This is a genomic window from Rhodococcus olei, from assembly GCF_039540555.1.
GTDB lineage: Bacteria > Actinomycetota > Actinomycetes > Mycobacteriales > Mycobacteriaceae > Rhodococcus_G > Rhodococcus_G olei.
On the sequence record NZ_BAABFB010000017.1, the window covers coordinates 41,206 to 62,054 of the forward strand.

Annotated in this window: 16 protein-coding genes; 12 read left to right on the forward strand and 4 right to left on the reverse strand. The window is 71.4% G+C overall.

Annotated features, from left to right (window positions below; genetic code table 11):
• Positions 1–18: 18 nt before the first annotated feature.
• From ABD951_RS02530 to ABD951_RS02540, 3 genes are read left to right on the forward strand one after another with little or no spacing between them, the layout of a single operon-like run.
• On the forward strand, positions 19–1,992 hold the full coding sequence (locus ABD951_RS02530) for an MFS transporter (RefSeq protein WP_345341791.1): 1,974 nt from the start codon (positions 19–21) through the stop codon (positions 1,990–1,992).
• A complete protein-coding gene (locus ABD951_RS02535) occupies positions 1,989–2,561 on the forward strand; it encodes a TetR/AcrR family transcriptional regulator (RefSeq protein ID WP_345341793.1) in 573 nt (190 codons plus the stop codon). Before ABD951_RS02530 ends, ABD951_RS02535 begins: the two co-directional genes overlap by 4 nt.
• Before the next feature lie 27 nt (positions 2,562–2,588).
• Positions 2,589–2,855, forward strand: coding sequence for a DUF1876 domain-containing protein (locus ABD951_RS02540; protein WP_345341795.1), 267 nt, complete (start codon positions 2,589–2,591; stop codon positions 2,853–2,855).
• A gap of 7 nt (positions 2,856–2,862) precedes the next feature.
• On the opposite strand, the gene ABD951_RS02545 is transcribed toward ABD951_RS02540, so the two are convergent.
• Together ABD951_RS02545 and ABD951_RS02550 are read right to left on the reverse strand one after the other, a co-directional pair.
• Positions 2,863–4,509: an FAD-dependent monooxygenase gene (locus ABD951_RS02545; protein WP_345341797.1), complete on the reverse strand. Its 1,647-nt coding sequence runs from the start codon at positions 4,507–4,509 to the stop codon at positions 2,863–2,865.
• Positions 4,510–4,569: 60 nt separating this feature from the next.
• Complete coding sequence (locus ABD951_RS02550; RefSeq protein ID WP_345341799.1) at positions 4,570–5,469, reverse strand: DUF5995 family protein; 900 nt, start codon at positions 5,467–5,469, stop codon at positions 4,570–4,572.
• Between the two features lie 87 nt (positions 5,470–5,556).
• Between ABD951_RS02550 and ABD951_RS02555 the strand changes: the two genes are divergently transcribed.
• Both ABD951_RS02555 and ABD951_RS02560 read left to right on the forward strand, forming a co-directional pair.
• Positions 5,557–6,597 carry an Rv2578c family radical SAM protein gene (locus ABD951_RS02555; RefSeq protein ID WP_345341801.1) on the forward strand — a complete coding sequence of 347 codons (1,041 nt, stop codon included), beginning with the start codon at positions 5,557–5,559 and terminating at the stop codon, positions 6,595–6,597.
• A 97-nt stretch (positions 6,598–6,694) separates the two neighbouring features.
• Complete coding sequence (locus ABD951_RS02560) at positions 6,695–7,852, forward strand: AI-2E family transporter (protein ID WP_345341804.1); 1,158 nt, start codon at positions 6,695–6,697, stop codon at positions 7,850–7,852.
• Between the two features lie 33 nt (positions 7,853–7,885).
• On the opposite strand, the gene ypfJ is transcribed toward ABD951_RS02560, so the two are convergent.
• Positions 7,886–8,818, reverse strand: a complete 933-nt coding sequence (gene ypfJ, locus ABD951_RS02565) for a KPN_02809 family neutral zinc metallopeptidase (protein ID WP_345341806.1) — start codon at positions 8,816–8,818, stop codon at positions 7,886–7,888.
• Between the two features lie 169 nt (positions 8,819–8,987).
• Between ypfJ and aspS the strand changes: the two genes are divergently transcribed.
• Positions 8,988–10,760: an aspartate--tRNA ligase gene (gene aspS, locus ABD951_RS02570; RefSeq protein WP_345341808.1), complete on the forward strand. Its 1,773-nt coding sequence runs from the start codon at positions 8,988–8,990 to the stop codon at positions 10,758–10,760.
• A 176-nt stretch (positions 10,761–10,936) separates the two neighbouring features.
• On the forward strand, positions 10,937–12,139 hold the full coding sequence (locus tag ABD951_RS02575; protein WP_345341810.1) for a phosphotransferase family protein: 1,203 nt from the start codon (positions 10,937–10,939) through the stop codon (positions 12,137–12,139).
• Between the two features lie 18 nt (positions 12,140–12,157).
• Here the strand turns inward: ABD951_RS02575 and ABD951_RS02580 are convergent, their stop codons facing one another.
• Positions 12,158–13,795, reverse strand: a complete 1,638-nt coding sequence (locus tag ABD951_RS02580; RefSeq protein WP_345341812.1) for an alkaline phosphatase D family protein — start codon at positions 13,793–13,795, stop codon at positions 12,158–12,160.
• A 168-nt stretch (positions 13,796–13,963) separates the two neighbouring features.
• On the opposite strand from ABD951_RS02580, the gene ABD951_RS02585 reads away from it, so the two are divergent.
• The 5 genes from ABD951_RS02585 (at position 13,964) to ABD951_RS02605 (ending at position 20,810) form a co-directional block, all read left to right on the forward strand.
• On the forward strand, positions 13,964–15,364 hold the full coding sequence (locus ABD951_RS02585; protein WP_345341815.1) for a replication-associated recombination protein A: 1,401 nt from the start codon (positions 13,964–13,966) through the stop codon (positions 15,362–15,364).
• A gap of 146 nt (positions 15,365–15,510) precedes the next feature.
• A complete protein-coding gene (gene alaS, locus ABD951_RS02590; RefSeq protein ID WP_345341817.1) occupies positions 15,511–18,177 on the forward strand; it encodes an alanine--tRNA ligase in 2,667 nt (888 codons plus the stop codon).
• Positions 18,174–18,719 carry a Holliday junction resolvase RuvX gene (ruvX, locus tag ABD951_RS02595; protein WP_345341820.1) on the forward strand — a complete coding sequence of 182 codons (546 nt, stop codon included), beginning with the start codon at positions 18,174–18,176 and terminating at the stop codon, positions 18,717–18,719. The genes alaS and ruvX overlap by 4 nt, the downstream gene beginning before the upstream one ends.
• Positions 18,647–19,945 carry an endolytic transglycosylase MltG gene (locus ABD951_RS02600; RefSeq protein WP_425569756.1) on the forward strand — a complete coding sequence of 433 codons (1,299 nt, stop codon included), beginning with the start codon at positions 18,647–18,649 and terminating at the stop codon, positions 19,943–19,945. The genes ruvX and ABD951_RS02600 overlap by 73 nt, the downstream gene beginning before the upstream one ends.
• A complete protein-coding gene (locus ABD951_RS02605) occupies positions 19,935–20,810 on the forward strand; it encodes a shikimate dehydrogenase (protein WP_345341823.1) in 876 nt (291 codons plus the stop codon). The genes ABD951_RS02600 and ABD951_RS02605 overlap by 11 nt, the downstream gene beginning before the upstream one ends.
• The last annotated feature ends 39 nt before the right edge of the window (positions 20,811–20,849 follow it).

Consider the following 20,849-nt stretch of genomic DNA (forward strand, 5'->3'; position numbering starts at 1 on the left):
CCAGAAAGGGCAGCCCGTTTGTCCAGTCATTCCTCGCCGTCGACCCGGGTGTCCACCGGGGTGCTCACCACCGTGCTGTGCATGTCCGGCACCCTCGTCGCGCTGCAGCAGACCCTCGTCATCCCGCTGCTCGCGGACTTCCCGGGCATCCTGGGGATCGACTACGCCAGTGCGTCCTGGCTGGTCACCATCACGCTGCTGACCGCGGCCGTCGCCACCCCGATCGTGTCCCGGCTCGCGGACATGTTCGGCAAGCGCCGGATGATGCTGGTGGCGCTGGCGACGATGGTGCTCGGGTCGGTGATCGCCGCGGTCGGCGGCACCTTCGTCGCGCTGCTCGTCGGTCGCGGGCTGCAGGGGCTGGCGTCGTCGCTGATCCCGGTCGGCATCGGCATCCTCCGCGACGAGCTGCCGAAGAAGAAGGTTGCCGGCGCGACCGCGACGATGAGCGCCACCCTCGGCATCGGGTCCGCGCTCGGTCTGCCCCTGGCCGGGCTGGTGTACCAGCACCTCGGCTGGGAGGCGATCTTCTGGGTGTCCGGCGTCGCCGGTGTCGCGATGTTCGGCGCGGTGCTCGCCGTCGTCCCGGAATCGCCGGTCCGCACGCCCGGCCGCTTCGACATCGGGGGCGCGCTGATGCTCTCCGTGGCCCTGGCGGCGTTGCTGCTGGCCATCTCGAAGGGCGGCACCTGGGGCTGGGTGAGCGAGCCGACGATCCTGGCGCTGGTGATCGCGGTCGTCGCGTTCGCGATCTGGTTCCCGTTCGAGTTGCGGGTCAACCAGCCGATGGTCGACCTGCGCACCTCCGCCCGTCGCCCGGTGCTGCTGACCAACGTCGCCGCGCTGCTCGTCGGAATCTCCATGTACGCCAACATGATGTCGACGACCCAGCAGCTGGAGATGCCGGAAGGCACCGGCTACGGGCACGGACAGTCGGTGCTCGTCGCCGGGCTGTGCATGATGCCGGCCGGACTGATGATGGTCGTCGTCGCACCGGTGGCCGGACGGCTCATCGGGCGCATCGGCGCCAAGCGCACCCTCGTGATCGGCACGATCGTCCTCGCCGCCGCGTACACCGCGCGCATCTTCCTGACCGGATCCGTGCCGTTGATCGTGCTCGGCGCGATGTTCGTCACCACCGGCACCGCGATCGCCTACGCGACGATGCCGATGCTGATCATGGGGTCGGTGCCGATCACCGAGACCGCATCCGCGAACGGGCTCAACGCGCTGCTGCGGTCGGTGGGCACCTCGGTGTCGAGTGCAGTCATCTCGGCGATCCTGACGACCGTCACGATGAACGTCGGCGGGCACATGCTGCCGTCGCTGGGCGCGTTCCAGTTGATCTTCGCGATCGCGGCACTGGCCGCGCTCGTCGGGACCGCGGTCGCGGCGTTCATCCCGCCGCCCGCCGCGCCGGCCGCCCCGCGGCCGGCCCCGGTCGCACCGAGCGACGACCAGGCGCCCGACGAGGTCGTGGTCACCGGGTCGGTGCTGCATTCCGGGCTGCGCCCGATCCGGCAGGCCGTCGTCACGGTGCTGACGGTCACCGGCCGGCCGGTCGACTGGAGCCGGGCCGACAACAGCGGCGAGTTCTCGGTCGTGCTGCCCGCGCCCGGGCCGTACCTCGTCGTCACCAGCGCCGACGGGTGGGCGCCGCAATCGCAGGTGGTCGACTTCGACGGGTCCGACACCCGGCAGTCCGTGGTCCTCGCCCGGCGGTTGCGCCTGACCGGACGGGTCACGACGTCGGGTGTGCCGAGTGCCGACGCGGTCGTCAGCCTGGTCAAGGCGAGTGGCGAGTACGTGGCCTCCACGGTGACCGACGCCGACGGCCACTACGAACTCGTGCAACCTCCGACCGGGCGGTACCTGATCACCGTGCTCGGCGCGGACCGGTGCACCGCGACCCGGCAGATCATGGTGCTCGCGCGGCCCGCCGAGATCGACCTCGACCTCGGTCCCGACGTCGTGCCCGCGGGTGTGCGGTGACCGCGCCGTCCACCCGCGACACCGTCGTCGCCGCCGCGCGTGACCTGTTCGCGCGGCGTGGCTACACGGCGACCACGATCAAGGACGTCGCGGCCGCGGCCGGGTGTTCGCCGGCGCTCGTGATGAAGCTGATGGGCAGCAAGTCCGCCCTGTTCGCGGCCGCGGACCCGTCGGCGACCGTTCTCGACGAGGCGCCCGCCGCCGAGGAGGGGATCGGGTACCAGCTGGTGCGCCGGATGCTCGACCGGTACGACAACGACGACCCCGAGCCGCTGGCGATGGCGCCCATGCTGATTCACGAAGCCGAGGACCCCGTCACCGCCCGCGACGACATCCGGCGGCGGTACGTCGCCGCGATCGCCGAGCGGATCGGCGACACCACGGAGGGCCGGGTACGGGCCCACCTCGTGCTCGCCGCGCTGCTGGGACTCGCCGGCGGGCTCCGGACCGTCGGGCTGCTCGGTCCCGACGTCGTCGCCCGCGAGGACCTGATCCTGCGCTACGGAACGGTGCTGCAGACGCTCGTCGACGACCCCCTCGACGCGGAGCCGACGGGCTGCCATCGTTGACGGTGGGAACCCGAGGAGGCGACCGAAATGGATGAGAAGAAGTGGTCCGTGGCCATCGTCGTCGACGAGCACGAAGGCCGGACCCGGGCGAAGGCCCGGATGAACATGGAAGGCAAGCCCGAGCTCGTGGGCATCGGACTGGCCAGACTCAACCCGACGGACGTGGACGTGCCCGCGATCGGTGACGAGTTGGCGATCGCCCGCGCGCTCGCGGACCTGTCCCACCAGTTGATCGAGGCCACCGCGTCCGACATCGAGAGCGTGACTCATCAGAAGGCGATGCTCTTCGCCTGACGCATCGTTACCCGAGGCGCATCGTCCGGGAGAGGAAGGCGTCGATCCGCGCCGCGGACGCCGAGTCGGACCGGTACCCTAGGTGGCCGTCCGGGCGAATCAGGTACGCCGCGCGGGGCCGGGTCCCGTACGCGGCGGAGAACCGGCCATCGGTGTCGCGCAACACGATTCCCGACGCGTCGGCGATCTGGGCGCCGCGATCGACGATCACCTGGCACCGCACCGCCGAACCGTGTCGGTCCGCGGCGGCCGCGGCGAGGGTGCACTGTGCGTCGAGCTCGCCGGTGTCCGATGCACACAACAGGAGCGTGTGCCCGGGGTGCCGCAACAACTCGTGGACGCGGGTCGGCACAGCGGCGCCGTCCTGGGTGAGCCCCGTCGCGTCCGGCGCGCGGTCGCCCGGACGGGGGCCGGGACCGGTGTCGGCCGGCCCGTCCGCCGCGACGAGTGGACTGTCGGGGTAGGCGACGAGCAGCTGCGCCTCCCGGAGAATCGCCACCCCGGGGTCGGATTCGCCCGCGCCGATGCCCTGACGGGCGTGCCGCACCGTCCGCCCGACCACCTCCTCGCCGACCGGGTGCCGTTCGAGGTGGTAGCTGTCGAGCAGATCCTCGGCGGCGTGGCCCTGCACCGCCAACGCGAGCTTCCACCCGAGGTTCGTGGCGTCCTGGATTCCGGTGTTCATGCCCTGCGCGCCGGTCGGCGGGTGGATGTGGGCGGCGTCGCCGGCGAGAAAGACCCGGTCGTGCGAATAGCGCTGCGCGAGGCGGTGACTGATCCGGAACACCGACGACCAGCGCATCGACGACGCGGTCGTCGGCTCGGGCGCCAGGCGGTCCAGGACCGCCTGCACGTGGCGCAGCTCGGGGGCACGGCCGCCTTCGAGACCGTGTGCGAGCTCGCCCGGCTTCGCGGTCGTCGCCAGTTCGTCCGGCACCAGCATCGAGATCCGGTACCGGCGGTCGCCGGGCAGCGGGATCGCGACCAGCAGGTCGTCCACGGCGCCGCCGGTGTGGTGCATCGCCCGGATCCCGTATCCGACCGGCTGATTCCAGTCCACCTCGACGTCCGCGAGCATGTACTCCTCGGGGAACGCGTCCCCCTCGAACTCGACGCCGAGCCCCTTGCGGACCAGTGAGTGCGCACCGTCGCACCCGACCAGGTAGCGCGACGACACCGTCGACCCGCCCCGCGGCCCGTGCAGCGTGGACGTGACCGTGTCGTCGTGCTGGGTGAAGCCCGTGAACTCGACGCCCCGGGTGACGTGCCCACCGTGCGCGGCGAGGGCGTCGGCGAGGATTCGTTCGGTCTCGTACTGCGGCATCGCGACGAACCGGTAGGGGACCTCGTCGGGCAGCGGCATCTCCATGCGCACCGGCGGCGCGCCGTCCGAGTAGAGGAGCTGGCCGCGCATCCGCACCGACGCGTCGAGTGCCGCCCGGACCACGCCGAGGGAGTCGAAGACCTCCATCGTGCGTGGGGACACCCCGACCGCCTTCGCGTACGGTGCCCGCTGGGTCAGCCGGTCGACGACCAGGACGTCGATGCCGCGGCGCCGCAGCTGCACGGCCAGGGTGAGTCCGACCGGGCCCGCCCCGACGATCAGGACGTCGGTGCTGGTGTGTGGAACCTTCGGGTCGACTGCCGAGGTCATGCCATGGATTGTCGCAGACGGTCCCTGTGCCCGGGGAGGTTCCGGCGACAACCGGGACAATCAGAGGCCGCCGAGCTGGGCGAGGACGTCGATCGCGCCGTCCGCCGTCGCCCACAGGGCGTCCATCTCCGCCGCGGCGGCCGCGGCCGTCTGCGGATTCTGCAGTGCGAAGCCGTTGGCGAGGGTGAGCGTGTTGTACCCGCTGTCGGCGGCCCGCAGCAGCAGGCCCGAGGCCACGCCCTGCCCGGCGAGGCGGTCGAGGCCCTCGCCGAGGAAGTAGAACCGCCAGAGCGGGCCGAGGTCCGCGCCGTACACGTCCCTGGTCCTCGTGACGATCGCGGCACCGTCCGACGCGATCGCGTCGACGATCGTGTAGAAGTCGGGCACGTTCTGCTGCGTCGTGCCGGTCGCCGCGGCCGCCCGGGCGAGATCGACCGTCAGGTGGGCGTTGTATCCGACCATCGCGGTCCGGGCCGGCGAGCGGGTGCAGTCGTGACTGAGGGCGAAGTACCGTTGCCATGCGGGCTCGCTTGGCGCGCCCGTGAATTCGGCGTGCACGTTGTCCAGGTAGCGGCGCAGCAGGTCGGTGCTGAGCAGGTGCGCCCACGCTGGGGTGGTGAGCGCGCCGCGGGTGCGCTGGAGCGGCATCACCGCCCGGTCCACGACGGCGTCGAGACCGATCGCGAACAGACCGCGTCGGTCCCGGTGCGCCACGAGCAGTGTGGCGATCCGGTGCTGCCGGTCCACCTCGTCCTCGAGTCGGTCCATCGGGTCGGTCCCGGTGATCGCGCTCGTGTCCGACAGCCGGACGATCGTGTCGATCTCGCTGTCGGACAGCGGGGTTCCGCAGGCGGCGGGCAGGACCGTGGCGGCCGTGGCGGTCGGGGCGACGACCGCACCGGCGAGCGCCGGTCCGGCGAGCAACGTCAGGGCGAGGGTGGCGAGCCGGGGTGGGCGCATTGGCGGAGGGTACCCAGCGGGCGCCGGTCCGGCGCGGCGTCGACGTCGAGGCTTGACTATGGCTAGAACAAGTGTTCGACTGTGCGCATGCGTTGGCAGGGGCAGACTCTCGAGGCCGTGCAGTCGGAGATCGACGACGGCGCCCTTCCCGGGCTGGCCCGGGCGGGGCTCGTACGCAGCGTACAGACCCCCGAGTTCGAGGGTGTCACCTTCCACGAGGTGCTGTGCAAGTCCGCCCTGAACCGGGTGCCCGAGGAGTCGACGCTGCCGTTCCGGTTCACCGTCAACGCCTTTCGTGGCTGCACCCATGCGTGTCGCTACTGTTTCGCGCGGCCGACCCACGAGTACCTCGATCTCGACGCGGGCGCCGACTTCGACACCCAGGTGGTCGTCAAGACCAACGTCGCCGCGGTCCTGCGCCGCGAGCTGGCCCGGCGGTCCTGGAAGCGCGAGCCGGTCGCGCTCGGCACCAACACCGACCCCTACCAGCGGGCGGAGGGACGGTACCGGCTGATGCCCGGCATCATCGGAGCGCTCGCGGAATCCGGAACGCCGTTCTCGATCCTGACCAAGGGCACGCTGCTGCGCCGCGACCTGCCGCTGCTGGGTCTCGCGGCCCGGCAGGTGCCGGTGTCGCTCGCCGTGTCCCTCGCGATCGGAGATCCCGAGCTGCAGAAGGCGATCGAGCCCGGCACCCCGTCGCCGCGGGCGCGACTGGAGCTGATCCGCGCGATCACCGCCGCCGGATTCGACTGCACCGTCATGGTCGCTCCGGTCATCCCGTACCTCACCGACTCCGCGGGCCACCTGGACGCGCTGTTCGCCGACCTCGCGGACGCCGGCGCGACCGGGGTCACGGTGTTCCCGATGCATCTGCGCGGCAGCACTCGCGGCTGGTTCCTGAACTGGCTCGCCGAGCATCACCCCGCGCTGATCCGCAGGTACCGCCAGCTCTACGGGCGGGGTGCCTACGTCACCCCCGAATACAAGGCGTGGCTGCGTCGACGGGTGACGCCACTGGTCGAGAAGCACGGGCTCGGCGGCGCTGCCGCGCGGCAGCGCGAACCCGCTCCGTCGCCGCGGGAACTCGTCGGCGCCGGTGCGGCGCCGACGCTGACGCTGTTCTGAGTGCCCTCGTCGCAGCCGGGTGCTCCCGCGCCGACCGCGGTGCGGGCGGGTAGATTCCGGCGGGAACGGCACGAACCATCCGGACGCGGAGGGTGCGATGAGTGAGGACGACGCGGCGCGGGCGCCGGATGTTCCGGAACCGGAGGGCGCGAGCGAGGAGCCCGCCACGAGCGACGAGCGCCGCAAGGCCGGTCTGCGCTGGCTGCGCATCGCGCTCCTCTACGTGGTGCTCGCGGTCGCCGCGTACCAGATGTCCGGCTGGCTCTTCCACAATCTGCGCGGGTTCCTCGGCATGTTGTTCCTGGCGTGGCTCGCCAGCGTCACGATCGAACCGGTCGTCGATCGGCTCGAGGGACTGGGAATGCGACGCGGCGCCGGTACCGGGATCGTGCTGTTCGCGCTCCTCGTGTTCGCGGTCGCCTTCATCGCGTTGTTCGGTGCCCTGCTCGGTGAGCAGCTCGCCCAACTCCTCACCGCGCTGCCCGATGCCCTGTCCCGGGTCGCGGACTGGGCCAACCGCACCTTCGGCACCGACTTCGCCACCGGCAAGGATCTGATCAAGATCACGCCCGAGACCGTCAAGGACCTCGCGCAGCGGTACACCCCGAGCGTCCTGGGGGTGGTGTCGTCACTGGTCGGCGTCGTGTTCCAGGCGATGACGCTGCTGCTGTTCGTGTTCTACATGTCCGCGCAAGGTCCGCAGCTGCGGCGGACGATCTCGAGCTGGTTCCCGGCTCGGCAGCAGGAGATCATCGCGACCGTGTGGGGGATCTCGGTCGACAAGGCCGGCGGTTACGTGGTCTCGCGGCTGATCCTCGCGGCCGTCAGCACCGTCGGCACCGGCGTCTTCCTGATGATCATCGGGGTGCCGTACTGGCTGCCGCTCGCGATCTGGACCGGCGTCGTCTCGCAGTTCGTCCCGACCATCGGCACGTATCTCGCGATCGCGCTGCCCGCGATCATCGCCGCCGCCTCGCAACCGATCGACGGGGTGTGGGTGGTGGCGTTCGGCACCGCCTACCAGCAGGTCGAGAACTACGTGCTGCACCCGAGGATCACCTCGAGGACGGTGTCCATCCATCCCGCCGTCGCGTTCGGGTCCGTCATCGTCGGCGCGTCCCTGTTCGGCGCGATCGGTGCGTTGGTGTCCGTCCCGGTCGTCGCCGTCATCCAGGCGATCGTCGAAACCTACGGCCGCCGCTACGAACTCGTCCACGAGCGGCACGAGAATCCGGACGTACCGCCGGCCCCGTAGCGGCGCCCACGCGTCGGTGCGGGGGAGGGGAGGTCAGCGCTGCAGCGCCGGCGGGTTGTCCAGGTCGCGCGCCGAGTACGTGTCACACGCCCTGACCTGACCGGTCCGGTAGCCGGTGAGGAACCACTTCATCCGCTGCTGGGACGACCCGTGCGTCCAGCCCTCCGGGTTCACGCGGCCCGTCGCGGCCTTCTGGATCCGGTCGTCGCCGACCGCGGACGCCGCGGACAGCGCGTCCCGGATGTCCGATTCGGTCAGTGGCTTCAGGAACGGGGCGCCGCCGTCCGGGCTCGGCTGGTTGTCGGCGTAGTGGGCCCAGACACCGGCGTAGCAGTCGGCCTGCAGTTCGGTGCGCACCGCGCCGGACGCGGGACCGCGGGGGTCGGCCTGCGCGCGCCCGATGTCACCGAGCTGGTTCTGGATGTGGTGACCGACCTCGTGCGCGACGACGTACTCCTGGGCGAGGGGGCCGGCCGAGGAGCCGAAGCGGTCGACGAGGAGCTGGAAGAAGCTGGTGTCGAAGTAGCCGGTGGTGTCGGCGGGGCAGTAGAACGGGCCGACGTCGCTGGTGGCGTTGCCGCACCCGGTGTTGACCGCGCCGGAGAACAGCATGATGCCCGGCTGGGCGTACTTCGTGCCGGTCTGGGCGCGCAGCTGCTGACCCCAGACCGAGTCCAGGCTCGCGGCGGTGAAGGCCACCCGGCAGTTGACGTCGCGGTTGGCGTCGGCGCCGGTCTCGCAGTTCGCCAGTGTGTCGGCCGCGCCGGTGCCGACCCGCGGGTTGTCGGTGGCACTCGACAGGCCGCCGAGCAGCGAACCCGGATCGCCGCCCAACAGCAGCGCCAGGACCAGCACGATCAGGCCGCCGGCGCCGCCGCCGAGGGCGAACTTTCCGCCCCGGCCGCCGCCTCCGCCGCCGACCTGGACCCGGCCCGGATCCATGCGAGCGCCGTCGTCGAAGGTCATCTCCACCCCTTGTGCTCTCGACGTGCCTGTCCGACGGTTCAGCTTGGCACGCTGGTGACCGGTTCGCGTTGCACCGATGCGTTGTGTCGCCGACCGGGCGGCTTTCGTAGGATCACAGGTCAGAAGTCCCGGAAAACCCGAGCGATTCGTAGTGTGTGAAAGGAACCCCGTGCTGCGCACCCATCTCGCCGGCTCGTTGCGAGCCGAGCAGGCCGACCAGACCGTCACCCTCACCGGCTGGGTCGCGAGGCGGCGCGACCACGGCGGCGTCATCTTCATCGACCTGCGCGACGCGTCCGGGGTCTCGCAGGTGGTGTTCCGCAGCGAGGACGTGCTCGAGCAGGCCCACAAGCTGCGCGCCGAGTACTGCATCAAGGTCGTCGGCGTCGTCGAGGTGCGCCCCGACGGCAACCAGAACTTCGAGATCCCCACCGGTGCGATCGAGGTCAACGCGACGCATCTCGAGGTGCTCAACGAGAGCGCGCCGCTGCCGTTCCAGCTCGACGACAACCCCGGCGAGGAGGCGCGCCTCAAGCACCGCTACCTGGACCTGCGCCGCGAGGGTCCGGCCCGCGCGATCCGGCTGCGGTCCAAGGTCAACGCCGCCGCCCGGGAAGTGCTCGCGCACCACCAGTTCGTCGAGGTCGAGACCCCGACGATGACCCGCTCCACCCCGGAGGGCGCGCGCGACTTCCTGGTTCCGGCGCGGCTGCAGCCCGGCAACTTCTACGCGCTGCCGCAGTCGCCGCAGCTGTTCAAGCAGCTGCTGATGGTCGGTGGCATCGAGCGGTACTACCAGATCGCGCGCTGCTACCGCGACGAGGACTTCCGCGCGGACCGTCAGCCCGAGTTCACCCAGCTCGACATCGAGATGAGCTTCGTCAACCAGGACGACGTGATCCTCCTGGCCGAGGAGATCCTCCGGAACGTCTGGAAGCTGATCGGCTACGAGATCGCGACGCCGATCAAGCGGATGACGTACGCCGACGCGATGCGCCGGTACGGCTCGGACAAGCCGGACCTGCGGTTCGGGGTGGAGCTCGTCGAGTGCAAGGAGTTCTTCAAGGACACCACGTTTCGGGTGTTCCAGGCCGAGTACGTCGGCGCGGTCGTGATGCCCGGCGGCGCGAGCCAGCCGCGGCGCCAGCTCGACGCCTGGCAGGAGTGGGCCAAGCAGCGCGGCTCGAAGGGTCTGGCGTATGTGCTCGTCGGCGAGGACGGCGAGCTGACCGGGCCGGTCGCGAAGAACCTGACCGACACCGAGCGGGCGGGGCTGACCGACCACGTCGGCGCGAAGCCCGGCGACTGCATCTTCTTCGCCGCCGGCGCGACCAAGTCGTCGCGGGCGCTGCTCGGCGCCGCGCGCGGCGAGATCGCCCGCAAGCAGGAGCTGATCGACCCGAACGAGTGGGCGTTCGTGTGGATCGTCGACGCGCCGCTGTTCGAGCCGACCTCCGAGGCGACCGCCAGCGGCGACGTCGCACTCGGCTACAGCGCGTGGACCGCGGTGCACCATGCGTTCACCTCGCCGAAGCCGGAGTCGCTGCACACCTTCGACACCGATCCGGGCTCGGCGCTCGCGTACGCCTACGACATCGTCTGCAACGGCAACGAGATCGGCGGCGGCTCGATCCGTATCCACCGCAAGGACGTCCAGGAGCGGGTGTTCAAGGTGATGGGCATCTCACACGAGGAGGCGGAGGAGAAGTTCGGCTTCCTGCTCGACGCCTTCGCGTTCGGCGCGCCGCCGCACGGCGGCATCGCGTTCGGCTGGGACCGCATCACCGCGCTCCTCGCGGGCGTCGACTCGATTCGCGAGGTGATCGCGTTCCCGAAGTCCGGTGGTGGCGTCGACCCCCTCACCGAGGCGCCGGCACCGATCACCGAGCTGCAGCGCAAGGAGTCGGGCATCGACTTCACGCCGGAGCCCCCGCAGGCCTGAGCTGCGGAGACCGGCACACCGCCACGCCCCGGAGTCGACCGTGACCTATTCGCAACATTCCGTACGTATTGGTCTGTTTTCGCTGGTCGGCCCCGGGGTCGGCGGTATAGTCGGGGCCGTGGGAAACCTCGACCGCGCCTTGTTCGTCAGATACGACAGGTAGGTTGTGTGGCGCTATGACCGCACTATTGGCCGACCCAGTTTCAGAGGTGGTTGCCGCAGCCGAACGGCTGCTCGAGCGACGAACCGGAGCCCCGGTGACCCTCGTCGATCCCGTCGATCTCGGAGGCAGCGGGCGCACCGTGGTCCTGCGGGTCCGGTGCGCGGCGAACCCCTTCTCCCTGCCCCGGACCCTGGTGATCAAGCAGGTCCGCGAGTTGTCCGAGGTCGCGCACGCCCGCAGCGTCGCCGTCTACCCGGAGGAAACCTTCAGCGGTGGTGACGCGCTGCCCGGCGAGGTCGCCGACACCGCGTTCCTCCGTGAGGCGGTGTCCTACCAGTTCGCGACCGCCCTCGCGACGGACAGCCGGCCCGGGCCGTCGCTGATCGCGTACGACCTGCCCGAGCGGCTGCTGATCCTCACCGACCTCGGCGACGCGACTCCGATCGCCCGGCTGCTGCAGCGGCCGGACGAGGCGGCGGTGACCAACTCGCTGATGGCGCTCGCGCAGTCGATGGGCCGGATGCACGCCGCCACCGTCGGCCGCGAGGAGGACTTCACCGCGCTGCTGCGCCGCTCCGGCGTCGGGCACCTCGGCAACGTCGTCGCCGACCAGGTTGCGACCACGATCCCCGACGTGCCCGACCTGCTCGAGCGGGACCTCGGCGTCGCGACGCGGCCCGAGGTCGCGCAGATCGCGCAACGGGCGACGACGCTGTTCAGCGGCGGCAGGCACCGTGCCTTCAGTCCGTCCGACCTGTGCCCCGACAACATCATCGTCAACGACGACGGCGTCCGGTTCCTCGACTACGAGTGGGGCGGCTTCCGGGACGCCACCCTCGACCTCGCCTACGCGTTGATCTCGTTCCCCGGCTGCCTGTGCAGTTTCGAGCTGTCCACGCAGCGAGCCCAGGCGATGATCGAGGCCTGGCGCGCCGAGGTCGTGGGCATGTGGCCGCAGCTCGCCGACGACCGGACCCTGTACTCCCGCCTCCTCGACGCGCAGCTGGTGTGGGTGTGGCTGTCGACCCTCTGGTTCCTGCCGGAGGACCACGCCCGGATCGCCGCGGTCCGCGAACACCAGCTGTCCGCACCGCGGTCGACGGCGCTGGTCGCGCGGTGGCGCGCGCTCGGCGACTTCGCCGAACGCGCACAGGTGTCCGTCGTCGCCGACCACGCCCGCGAGACCACGGAACGGCTCACTGACCTCTTCGGCTGACCGCGCCGCCGCTCACGCCTACGGGGTGAGCGGCGGCGCCGGGACCAGGCGCTGGGTACCGGAGCGGGTCGCCATGCTCGCGCCGACCCGGACCCCGGCACGCGGGTCGACCGGGTCGGAGACGAAGCACCAGTCCATCTGCGTGCGCTCCGGGTCGACGTCGAGGATGCCGAAACCGTGCGAGTCCAGCTCGACGTAGCGCAGATGCCGGTTCGTCGCCAGCAGCGCCGACTCCGCGGCCGGCGACGCCGTCCGCGGCGGCACCCCGAGCGAGTCGTCGATGTTCGGGGACGTGACCGACGGCACCACGAACTCGGTGCCCACCGTCGGACTCACCGGCACGGCTGCCGCATCCAGCGGCAGCTCCGCCGCCCACGAGGAGTGGATGTCGCCGGTCAGGAACACGGTGTCGGTCACCGCGTTCGCGGCCAGCGCGTCGAACAGCCGCCGCCGGTCGGCGGTGTAGCCGTCCCACTGATCGGCGTTGAACGGAACCCCGGCACTCGGCATCCCGACGGCGTCCGTCAGGGCCCGTGTGGTGTGCACGTCCAGCGGGGGCAGCAGGATCGGCGCGATCATCACCGGATTGCCGACCAGTTTCCAGCGGGTCGGCGACGACACGAGACCCGACGACAACCAGTCGAGCTGGGCGCGTCCGGCGATGGTGCGGTCGGGGGAGTCGACGGCCTTCGACGTCGCGGGCACCTGCGCGTCGCGGTGACTGCGCAGGTCGAGCATCGAGAGTTCGGCGAGGCGGCCGAACCGGAACCGCCGGTACAGCGTCACGTCGGGCCCGGTTCCGCTCACCCGCACCGGCATCCACTCGAGGTAGGCGCGGGCGGAGTTCGCGCGCCGGGTCGCCCAGTCGCCCTCGACTCCCGGGGTGTGGTTCTCGGCACCGCCGAGCCACGCGTTGTCGGCGGACTCGTGGTCGTCCCACGTCGCGATGAACGGCACCCGGGCGTGCAGGGCCTGCAGGTCGGGGTCGGTCTTGTACTGCGCGTGCCGGATCCGGTAGTCCGCGAGCGAGACGATCTCGTGCGCCGGGTCGTGCAGCCGAACCGATCCGCCGCGGGCGCCGTACTCGCCGCGGCCGTACTCGTAGATGTAGTCGCCGAGGTGGACGACCGCGTCGAGGTCCTCGCGTGCGGCGAGGTGCCGGTAGGCGGCGAAGTACCCCGCCTCCCAGTTCGAACACGACACCACCCCGAACCGCAGTCGCGGCACGTCGGTGTCGGGCCCCGGGGCGGTCCGGGTCCGGCCCGCCGGAGACCGTGTGCCGTCCGGCGCGGTGAACCGGTAGTGGTAGGTGGTGGCCGCGGCGAGGCCGGTGACGTCGACCTTGACCGTGTGATCGCGATCCACGGTCGCCGCGGCCGCGCCGGACCGCACGACCGCCGCGAACCCGGCGTCGGTGGCCACCTCCCAGCGCACGGAAACGGGCTGTCCCACACCCGAACCGGCGGTGGCGTCGGGGGCCGGGGTGATGCGCGTCCAGATGATCACGGCATCCGGCAGCGGATCCCCGGACGCGACCCCGTGCGCGAACACGGCGCCGGGGGTCGCGGCGACCGCCCGGCCGGGCAGCAGCGCGGCACCGGCGGCGAGGGTGGAGCCGCGCAACAGGGCGCGGCGGGACAGACGAGACTCGGGCATGGCTGCGATGACACCCGAAGCTGGACGACCGTTCAATCCCGGCGGGGCGGACGGACTCCGAGTTCACGCAGTGTTCGGCCGCCGGTCGCCGGCCGGCCGACTCCGCGTGGTGCACGGCCCGCCCCGGCGGCCCGGTGATGCGTCGGCGGCGGCCGGTAGCGTCGGGGCGTGAGCGATTTCTTCGGTGATCCGGCCCCGGCGGACACGGCCGCGGGCCTGTTCGAGGCCGCGGGCCTGCTCGAGGGTGCGGGCGCCGATCCGGAACCCATGGCCGGGGCGCTGCCGCCCTCCCGGCCCGACGCGCCCCTGGCCGTGCGGATGCGCCCGGAGACACTCGGGGAGGTGCTCGGCCAGGACCACCTGCTCGGACCCGGCGCGCCGCTGCGACGCCTCGTCGAGGGGTCGGGTGCGGCGTCCGTCCTGCTGTACGGACCGCCCGGCACCGGGAAGACCACCCTCGCGTCGTTGATCTCCCGCGCGACCGGACGCCGGTTCGAGGCGCTCTCCGCACTCTCCGCGGGGGTCAAGGACGTCCGCGCCGTCATCGATCTCGCCCGCCGCCGGCTCACGGCGGGCGAACAGACCGTGCTGTTCATCGACGAGGTGCACCGGTTCTCGAAGACCCAGCAGGACGCGCTGCTCGCCGCCGTCGAGAACCGGATCGTGCTCCTGGTCGCCGCGACCACCGAGAATCCGTCGTTCTCGGTGGTGTCGCCGCTGCTGTCCCGGTCGCTGGTCCTGCAGTTGCGGTCCCTGACGGACGAGGACATTCGCCAGTTGCTCGAGCGGGCGGCGGCCGATCCGCGTGGACTGGGCGGCGCCGTGACCCTGACCGGGGAGGCCACCGACCACCTGATCCGGCTCGCCGGGGGCGACGCGAGGCGGGCGCTGACCGCGCTCGAGGCGGCGTCGGGGACCGTCCTCGACCGAGGAGGGGACGTGGTCGACCTCGAGGCCGTCGAGTCGAGCGTCGACAAGGCCGCGGTCCGATACGACCGCGACGGCGACCAGCACTACGACGTCACCAGTGCGTTCATCAAGTCGCTGCGCGGATCCGACGTCGACGCCGCCCTGCACTACCTGGCTCGGATGCTGGTCGCGGGCGAGGACCCGCGCTTCATCGCACGGCGGTTGATGATCCAGGCCAGCGAGGACGTCGGCATGGCCGACCCGACGGCGCTGCAGACCGCGACCGCGGCCGCGCAGGTGGTTCAGCTCGTCGGCCTGCCGGAGGCGCAGCTCGCGCTCGCGCAGGCGACGATTCACGTCGCGACGGCTCCGAAGTCCGGCGCGGTGACCGCCGCGCTCGGCGCCGCGATGGCGGACATCCGCGCCGGCAAGGCCGGTGCGGTGCCGGCGCACCTGCGCGACGGCCACTACGCGGGCGCGCAGAAGCTGGGCAACGCGATCGGCTACAAGTACCCGCACGACACCTCGGACGGGGTGCTCGCCCAGCAGTACCCGCCGGACGAACTCGTCGGCGTCGACTACTACGACCCCACCACCCACGGGGTCGAACGCGAGATCGCCGCGCGGGTCACCAAGTTGCGGCGGATCGTCCGAGGCTGAGTGGCGCCGGTCGGCGCGCGGAGGCGGCGGGAGAAGCCGACCTGACGCGGACGTTAAGCTTGTGAAGGGTCGATTCGCCGTGCGCGGTGACATCGACGGGCAGACGAGACACGGAACGACACCGTTCACACGCGAAGGGCAACCAGGTGCAGACCCACGAGATCCGCAGGCGATTCCTCGACCACTTCGTCAAGGCGGGTCACACCGAGGTGGCCAGCGCCTCACTGATCTTCGACGACCCGAACCTGCTGTTCGTCAACGCGGGCATGGTGCAGTTCAAGCCGTTCTTCCTCGGCCAGCAGACCCCTCCCTACGCCACCGCCACCAGCGTCCAGAAGTGCGTGCGCACCGGTGACATCGAGAACGTCGGCGTCACCACCCGGCACAACACCTTCTTCCAGATGGCGGGCAACTTCAGCTTCGGCGACTACTTCAAGCGCGGCGCGATCAAGCACGCGTGGGCGCTGCTGACGAACAGCGTCGAGGACGGCGGCTACGGCTTCGACCCCGAGCGGCTGTGGGTCACCGTCTACCTCGACGACGACGAGGCCCGCGACATCTGGAAGGAAGAGGCCGGCATCCCGGAGGAGCGGATCCAGCGCCGCGGCATGGCCGACAACTACTGGTCGATGGGCATTCCCGGCCCCTGCGGCCCCTGCTCGGAGATCTACTACGACCGCGGCCCCGAATACGGTGTCGAGGGCGGGCCCGAGGCCGACGAGGACCGCTACCTCGAGATCTGGAACCTCGTGTTCATGCAGAACGAGCGCGGCGAGGGCACCGGCAAGGATAGCTTCGAGATCCTCGGCCCGCTGCCCAAGCAGAACATCGACACCGGCATGGGCGTCGAGCGGGTCGCGTTCCTGCTGCAGGACGTCGACAACGTGTACGAGACCGACCTGGTGCGCCCCGTCATCACCAAGGCCGAGGATCTGACCGGCCGCGCCTACGGCGCCGACCACGAGTCCGACGTCCGGTTCCGGGTGATCGCCGACCACGCCCGCACCGCGGTGATGCTGATCGCCGACGGCGTCAACCCCGGCAACGAGGGCCGCGGCTACGTGCTGCGCCGGCTGCTGCGCCGCATCGTTCGTTCCGCGAAGCTGCTCGGCGCCGACAAGCCCAGCATGAGCGAGTTCGTGACCGTCGTCCGCGACACGATGTCGCCGTCCTACCCGGTCCTCGACACCGATTTCGAGCGGATCCTCGGCGTGGCGGTCGGCGAGGAGACCGCGTTCCTGCGCACCCTGGCGTCCGGGTCGAAGATGTTCGAGGCCGAGGCCGACGACGTCAAGGCGGCGGGCAAGAAGGTCTTCGGCGGCAACGAGGCGTTCGTCCTGCACGACACCTACGGCTTCCCGATCGACCTCACCCTCGAGATGGCCGCCGAGGCCGGCCTGACCGTCGACGAGGACGGCTTCCGCTCGCTGATGGCCGAGCAGCGCAAGCGGGCCAAGGAGGACGCGCAGGCCCGCAAGCACGCGCACGCCGACCTGACCATCTACAAGGAGTTCGTCGACCGCGGTGAGACCGAGTTCACCGGCTTCGTCGAACTGACCTCGGAGGCAACGGTTCTCGCGTTGATCTCGGGCGGCGTCCGGGTGCCCACCGCGACGGCGGGGCAGGAGGTCGAGGTGATCCTCGACCGCACCCCGCTCTACGCCGAGTCCGGCGGTCAGATCGCCGACATCGGCGTCATCACCGGTCCCGGCCTCCGGGTGCGGGTGCGGGACGTGCAGAAGATCGCCAAGAAGGTCTGGGTGCACAAGGTCACCGTCGAGGAGGGGCAGCTCACCGAGGGCGACGCGATCCTCGCGCAGGTCGACCCGGCCTGGCGGTCCGGCGCCACCCAGGGGCACTCCGGCACCCACATGGTGCACGCCGCGCTGCGGCAGGTCCTCGGCCCGAACACGACGCAGAAGGGTTCGCTGAACAAGCCCGGTTACCTGCGGTTCGACTTCGCCTGGCAGAACCAGCTGTCGGCGCATCAGCTCGCCGACATCGAGGCCGTCGCCAACGAGGCCGTCGCCGCCAACCACACCGTCAACACGTTCGTCACCGACCTGAACAAGGCGAAGTCGATGGGCGCGATGGCCCTGTTCGGCGAGAACTACGGCGACGAGGTCCGCGTCGTCGAGATCGGCGGACCGTTCTCGATGGAACTCTGCGGCGGCACCCACGTGCAGTCCTCGGCGCAGATCGGCCAGATCACCATTCTCGGCGAGTCGTCGGTCGGCTCCGGGGCGCGCCGCGTCGAGGCGTTCGTCGGGCTCGACTCCTACCGCTACCTGGCGAAGGAGCGCGCGCTGCTCGCCGGTGTCGCGACCGCGCTGAAGGTGCCGTCCGAGGAGGTGCCCGGCCGCGTCGAGCAGCTCGTCGAGCGGCTCAAGGTCGCGGAGAAGGAACTCGAGGCCACCAAGGCCGCCGCGGTGCTCGCGTCCGCGGCAGGCTTCGTCGAGAAGGCGCAGCGGATCGGCGGGCTGCTGCTCGTCGCCGAGCAGGCGCCCGACGGCGTGTCCGGCGGAGACCTGCGCACCCTCGTCACCGACGTCCGCGGCCGGTTCGGCACCGATCCCGCGGTCGTCGTCCTGTTCGGCGCGACCGACGGCAAGGTGCCGTTCGTGGTCAGCGCCAACAAGGCGGCGCAGGAGCTCGGCGTCAAGGCCGGTGACCTGGTGGCCGCGTTCGGTCCCGCGATCGGCGGCCGCGGCGGCGGCAAGCCGGAGATGGCGCAGGGCTCCGGAAGCGACGTCGACGGCATTCCGGCGGCACTGTCCGCCGTCCGCGCCCGCGTCGCCGAGATCGCCGGGTGAGTCACCCCGGCCGGCCGGCGCCGGACGGTCCCAGTGTCGATCGTCCCGGTGTCGACGATCCCGGGCGGGGCAGGCGGATCGCCGTCGACGTCGGCAGCGTCCGGATCGGGGTCGCCGCAAGCGACCCCGACGGCATCCTCGCCACCCCGGTCGAAACGGTGCCGCGAGCCAAGTCCCGAGCCGACACGTCTGACCTCGCCCGACTCGCCGCCATCGTCGCGGAGTACGAGGCGGTCGAGGTCATCGTCGGACTGCCGCAGACCCTGAAGGGGGAGCGCGGCTCCGCCGCCGGGCTGGCGTCCCGTTTCGCCGACCAGCTGCGGGAACGGATCGCGCCGGTGCCGGTACGGATGACCGACGAACGGTTCACGACGGTCACCGCGTCCCGCGCGTTGCGGGAGAGCGGGGTCAAGGCCAAGGGGCAGCGGTCGGTCATCGACCAGGCCGCGGCCGTCGCGATCCTGCAGGGATGGTTGGACCAGCGGGCCGAGGTGTTGCGTTCGGCGCACGCCCCCGAGTCGTCGACGGAGGACCACGAGTGACCCATCAGGGGCGGGAGTACCAGAGCCGGGCGGAGGCCCGCCGCGCGCGGGAGGCCCGGGAGGCCGCGGCTGCTCGGCGCAAACGCGGACGTCACGTGCTCGTCGCCGTCGCCGCGGTGATCGGGCTCGCCGTGCTCGGCGGCGTCGGCTACCTCGTCAAGGGGCTGCTCGGCGACGACCTGCCGCCGGACTACGAGGCCGGCGAGGCCGGGCCCGAGGTGGTGGTCGTCGTCAATCCCGGCGACACCGCCACCCAGATCGGCGAGCAGATGGCCGAAAAGGATGTCGTGGCAAGCAGTTCCGCGTTCTACAACGCGGCCGTGCGGAGCACGGCGATGAACTCGCTGCAGCCCGGCTACTACCACCTGGCCTCCAAACTGCCCGCCGCGGACGCGGTGTCCGCGCTGGTCGACCCCGCGTCCCGCGTGGGATCGCTGGTGATCTCCGAGGGTCGGCAGCTGCACGACACCCGCGACGCGAGCACGGGCGCGGTCAAACGCGGCATCTACACCCTGATCTCGCAGGCCAGCTGCCTGCCCGGCGGCGACGGCCTGCCGAAGTGCGTCAGCGTCGCCGACCTGGAAACCGCCGGAGCGGGTGCGGACCTGGCCGGCCTGGGCGTCCCCGACTGGGCACTCGCTCAGGTGCGGAGCGTCCCCGACAGGACCCGTCAGCTCGAGGGGCTGATCGCGGCCGGCAGCTGGGACTTCGACCCCGCCGCCGGTCCCACCGAGATCCTGCGCAGCCTGGTCAGCGGCAGCGCGGCCAAGTACGAGTCCACCGGCATCCGCACCGCGGGCACCGGCGTCCGGCTCGACCCGTACCAGGTGCTGATCGCCGCGTCCCTCGTCGAACGCGAGTCCCTCCCGGCCGACTTCGGCAAGGTCGCGCGGGTGATCGTCAACCGGCTCGCGGTGCCCCAGAAGCTCGAGTTCGACTCGACCGTCAACTACGCCCTCGACACCACCGAGGTCGCGACGACCGACGCCGACCGCGCCCGGGTCACCCCGTGGAACACGTACGCCAAGGAAGGACTGCCTGCCACCCCGATCTCGGCGCCGAGCATCGCCGCCGTACAGGCCGTCGAAACCGCGCCGCCCGGAGACTGGCTGTACTTCGTGACGATCGACAAGCAGGGCACCACCCTGTTCACCCGGGACTACGCCGAACACCTGAAGAACATCGAGAAGGCCAAGGAAAGCGGGATCCTCGACAGTGCGCGATGAACAGCAGGGGCGTGCCGACACTCCGCGGAGGGCGGCGGTGCTCGGCAAGCCGATCGAACACTCCCGGTCCCCGCAGCTGCACCTGGCCGCCTACCGGGCGCTCGGGCTGACCGACTGGACGTACGACCGCATCGAGTGCACCGGTGACCAGCTGCCCGGTTTCGTGGACGCGCTCGGTCCGGAATGGGTCGGCCTGTCGGTCACGATGCCCGGCAAGGTCGCCGCCCTGGCCTACGCCACCGAACGCACCGAGCGGGCCGTGCAGGTCGGCTCGGCCAACACCCTCGTCCGCATCGGTGACGGCGCTGCGGGGGGAGGGTGGCGCGCCGACTGCACCGACGTCGACGGCGTCGCCGGCGCCCTCGCCGAGGTCGGGGTCGTGAACCTGAGCGGTTCGACGGCGGTCGTGATCGGGGCCGGGGGCACCTCCCGGCCCGCGTTGCGCGCGCTCGCCGACCTCGGTGTCGTCGAGGTGTCCGTCGTCGCCCGCTCCGCCGACCGCGCCGCCGAGACCCTCGAGTGCGCCCGTGTGATGGGTCTGCGGGCCCGGCACCAGGACTTCGACCCGGGCGCGCTGACCGCGGTGTGCCGGGAGGCGGCGGTCGTGGTCAGCACCGTGCCCGCCGATGCCGTCGCCCCGTACGCGACCGCGGTCGCCCAGGCGCCGGTCGTGCTCGACGCGATCTACGACCCCTGGCCGACGCCGCTCGCGGCCGCGGTGCAGGCCGCCGGTGGGACCGTCGTGGACGGACTGCGGATGCTGCTCAACCAGGCGTTCGGGCAGGTCGAGCAGTTCACCGGCCGACCCGCCCCCCGCGAGGCGATGGCCGAGGCGCTGCAGCGTTCATCCACAGGCGACGCGTAACCGCAGGTCGCTGCCCGGGCGGCCGGGCCGTCCTGTGGC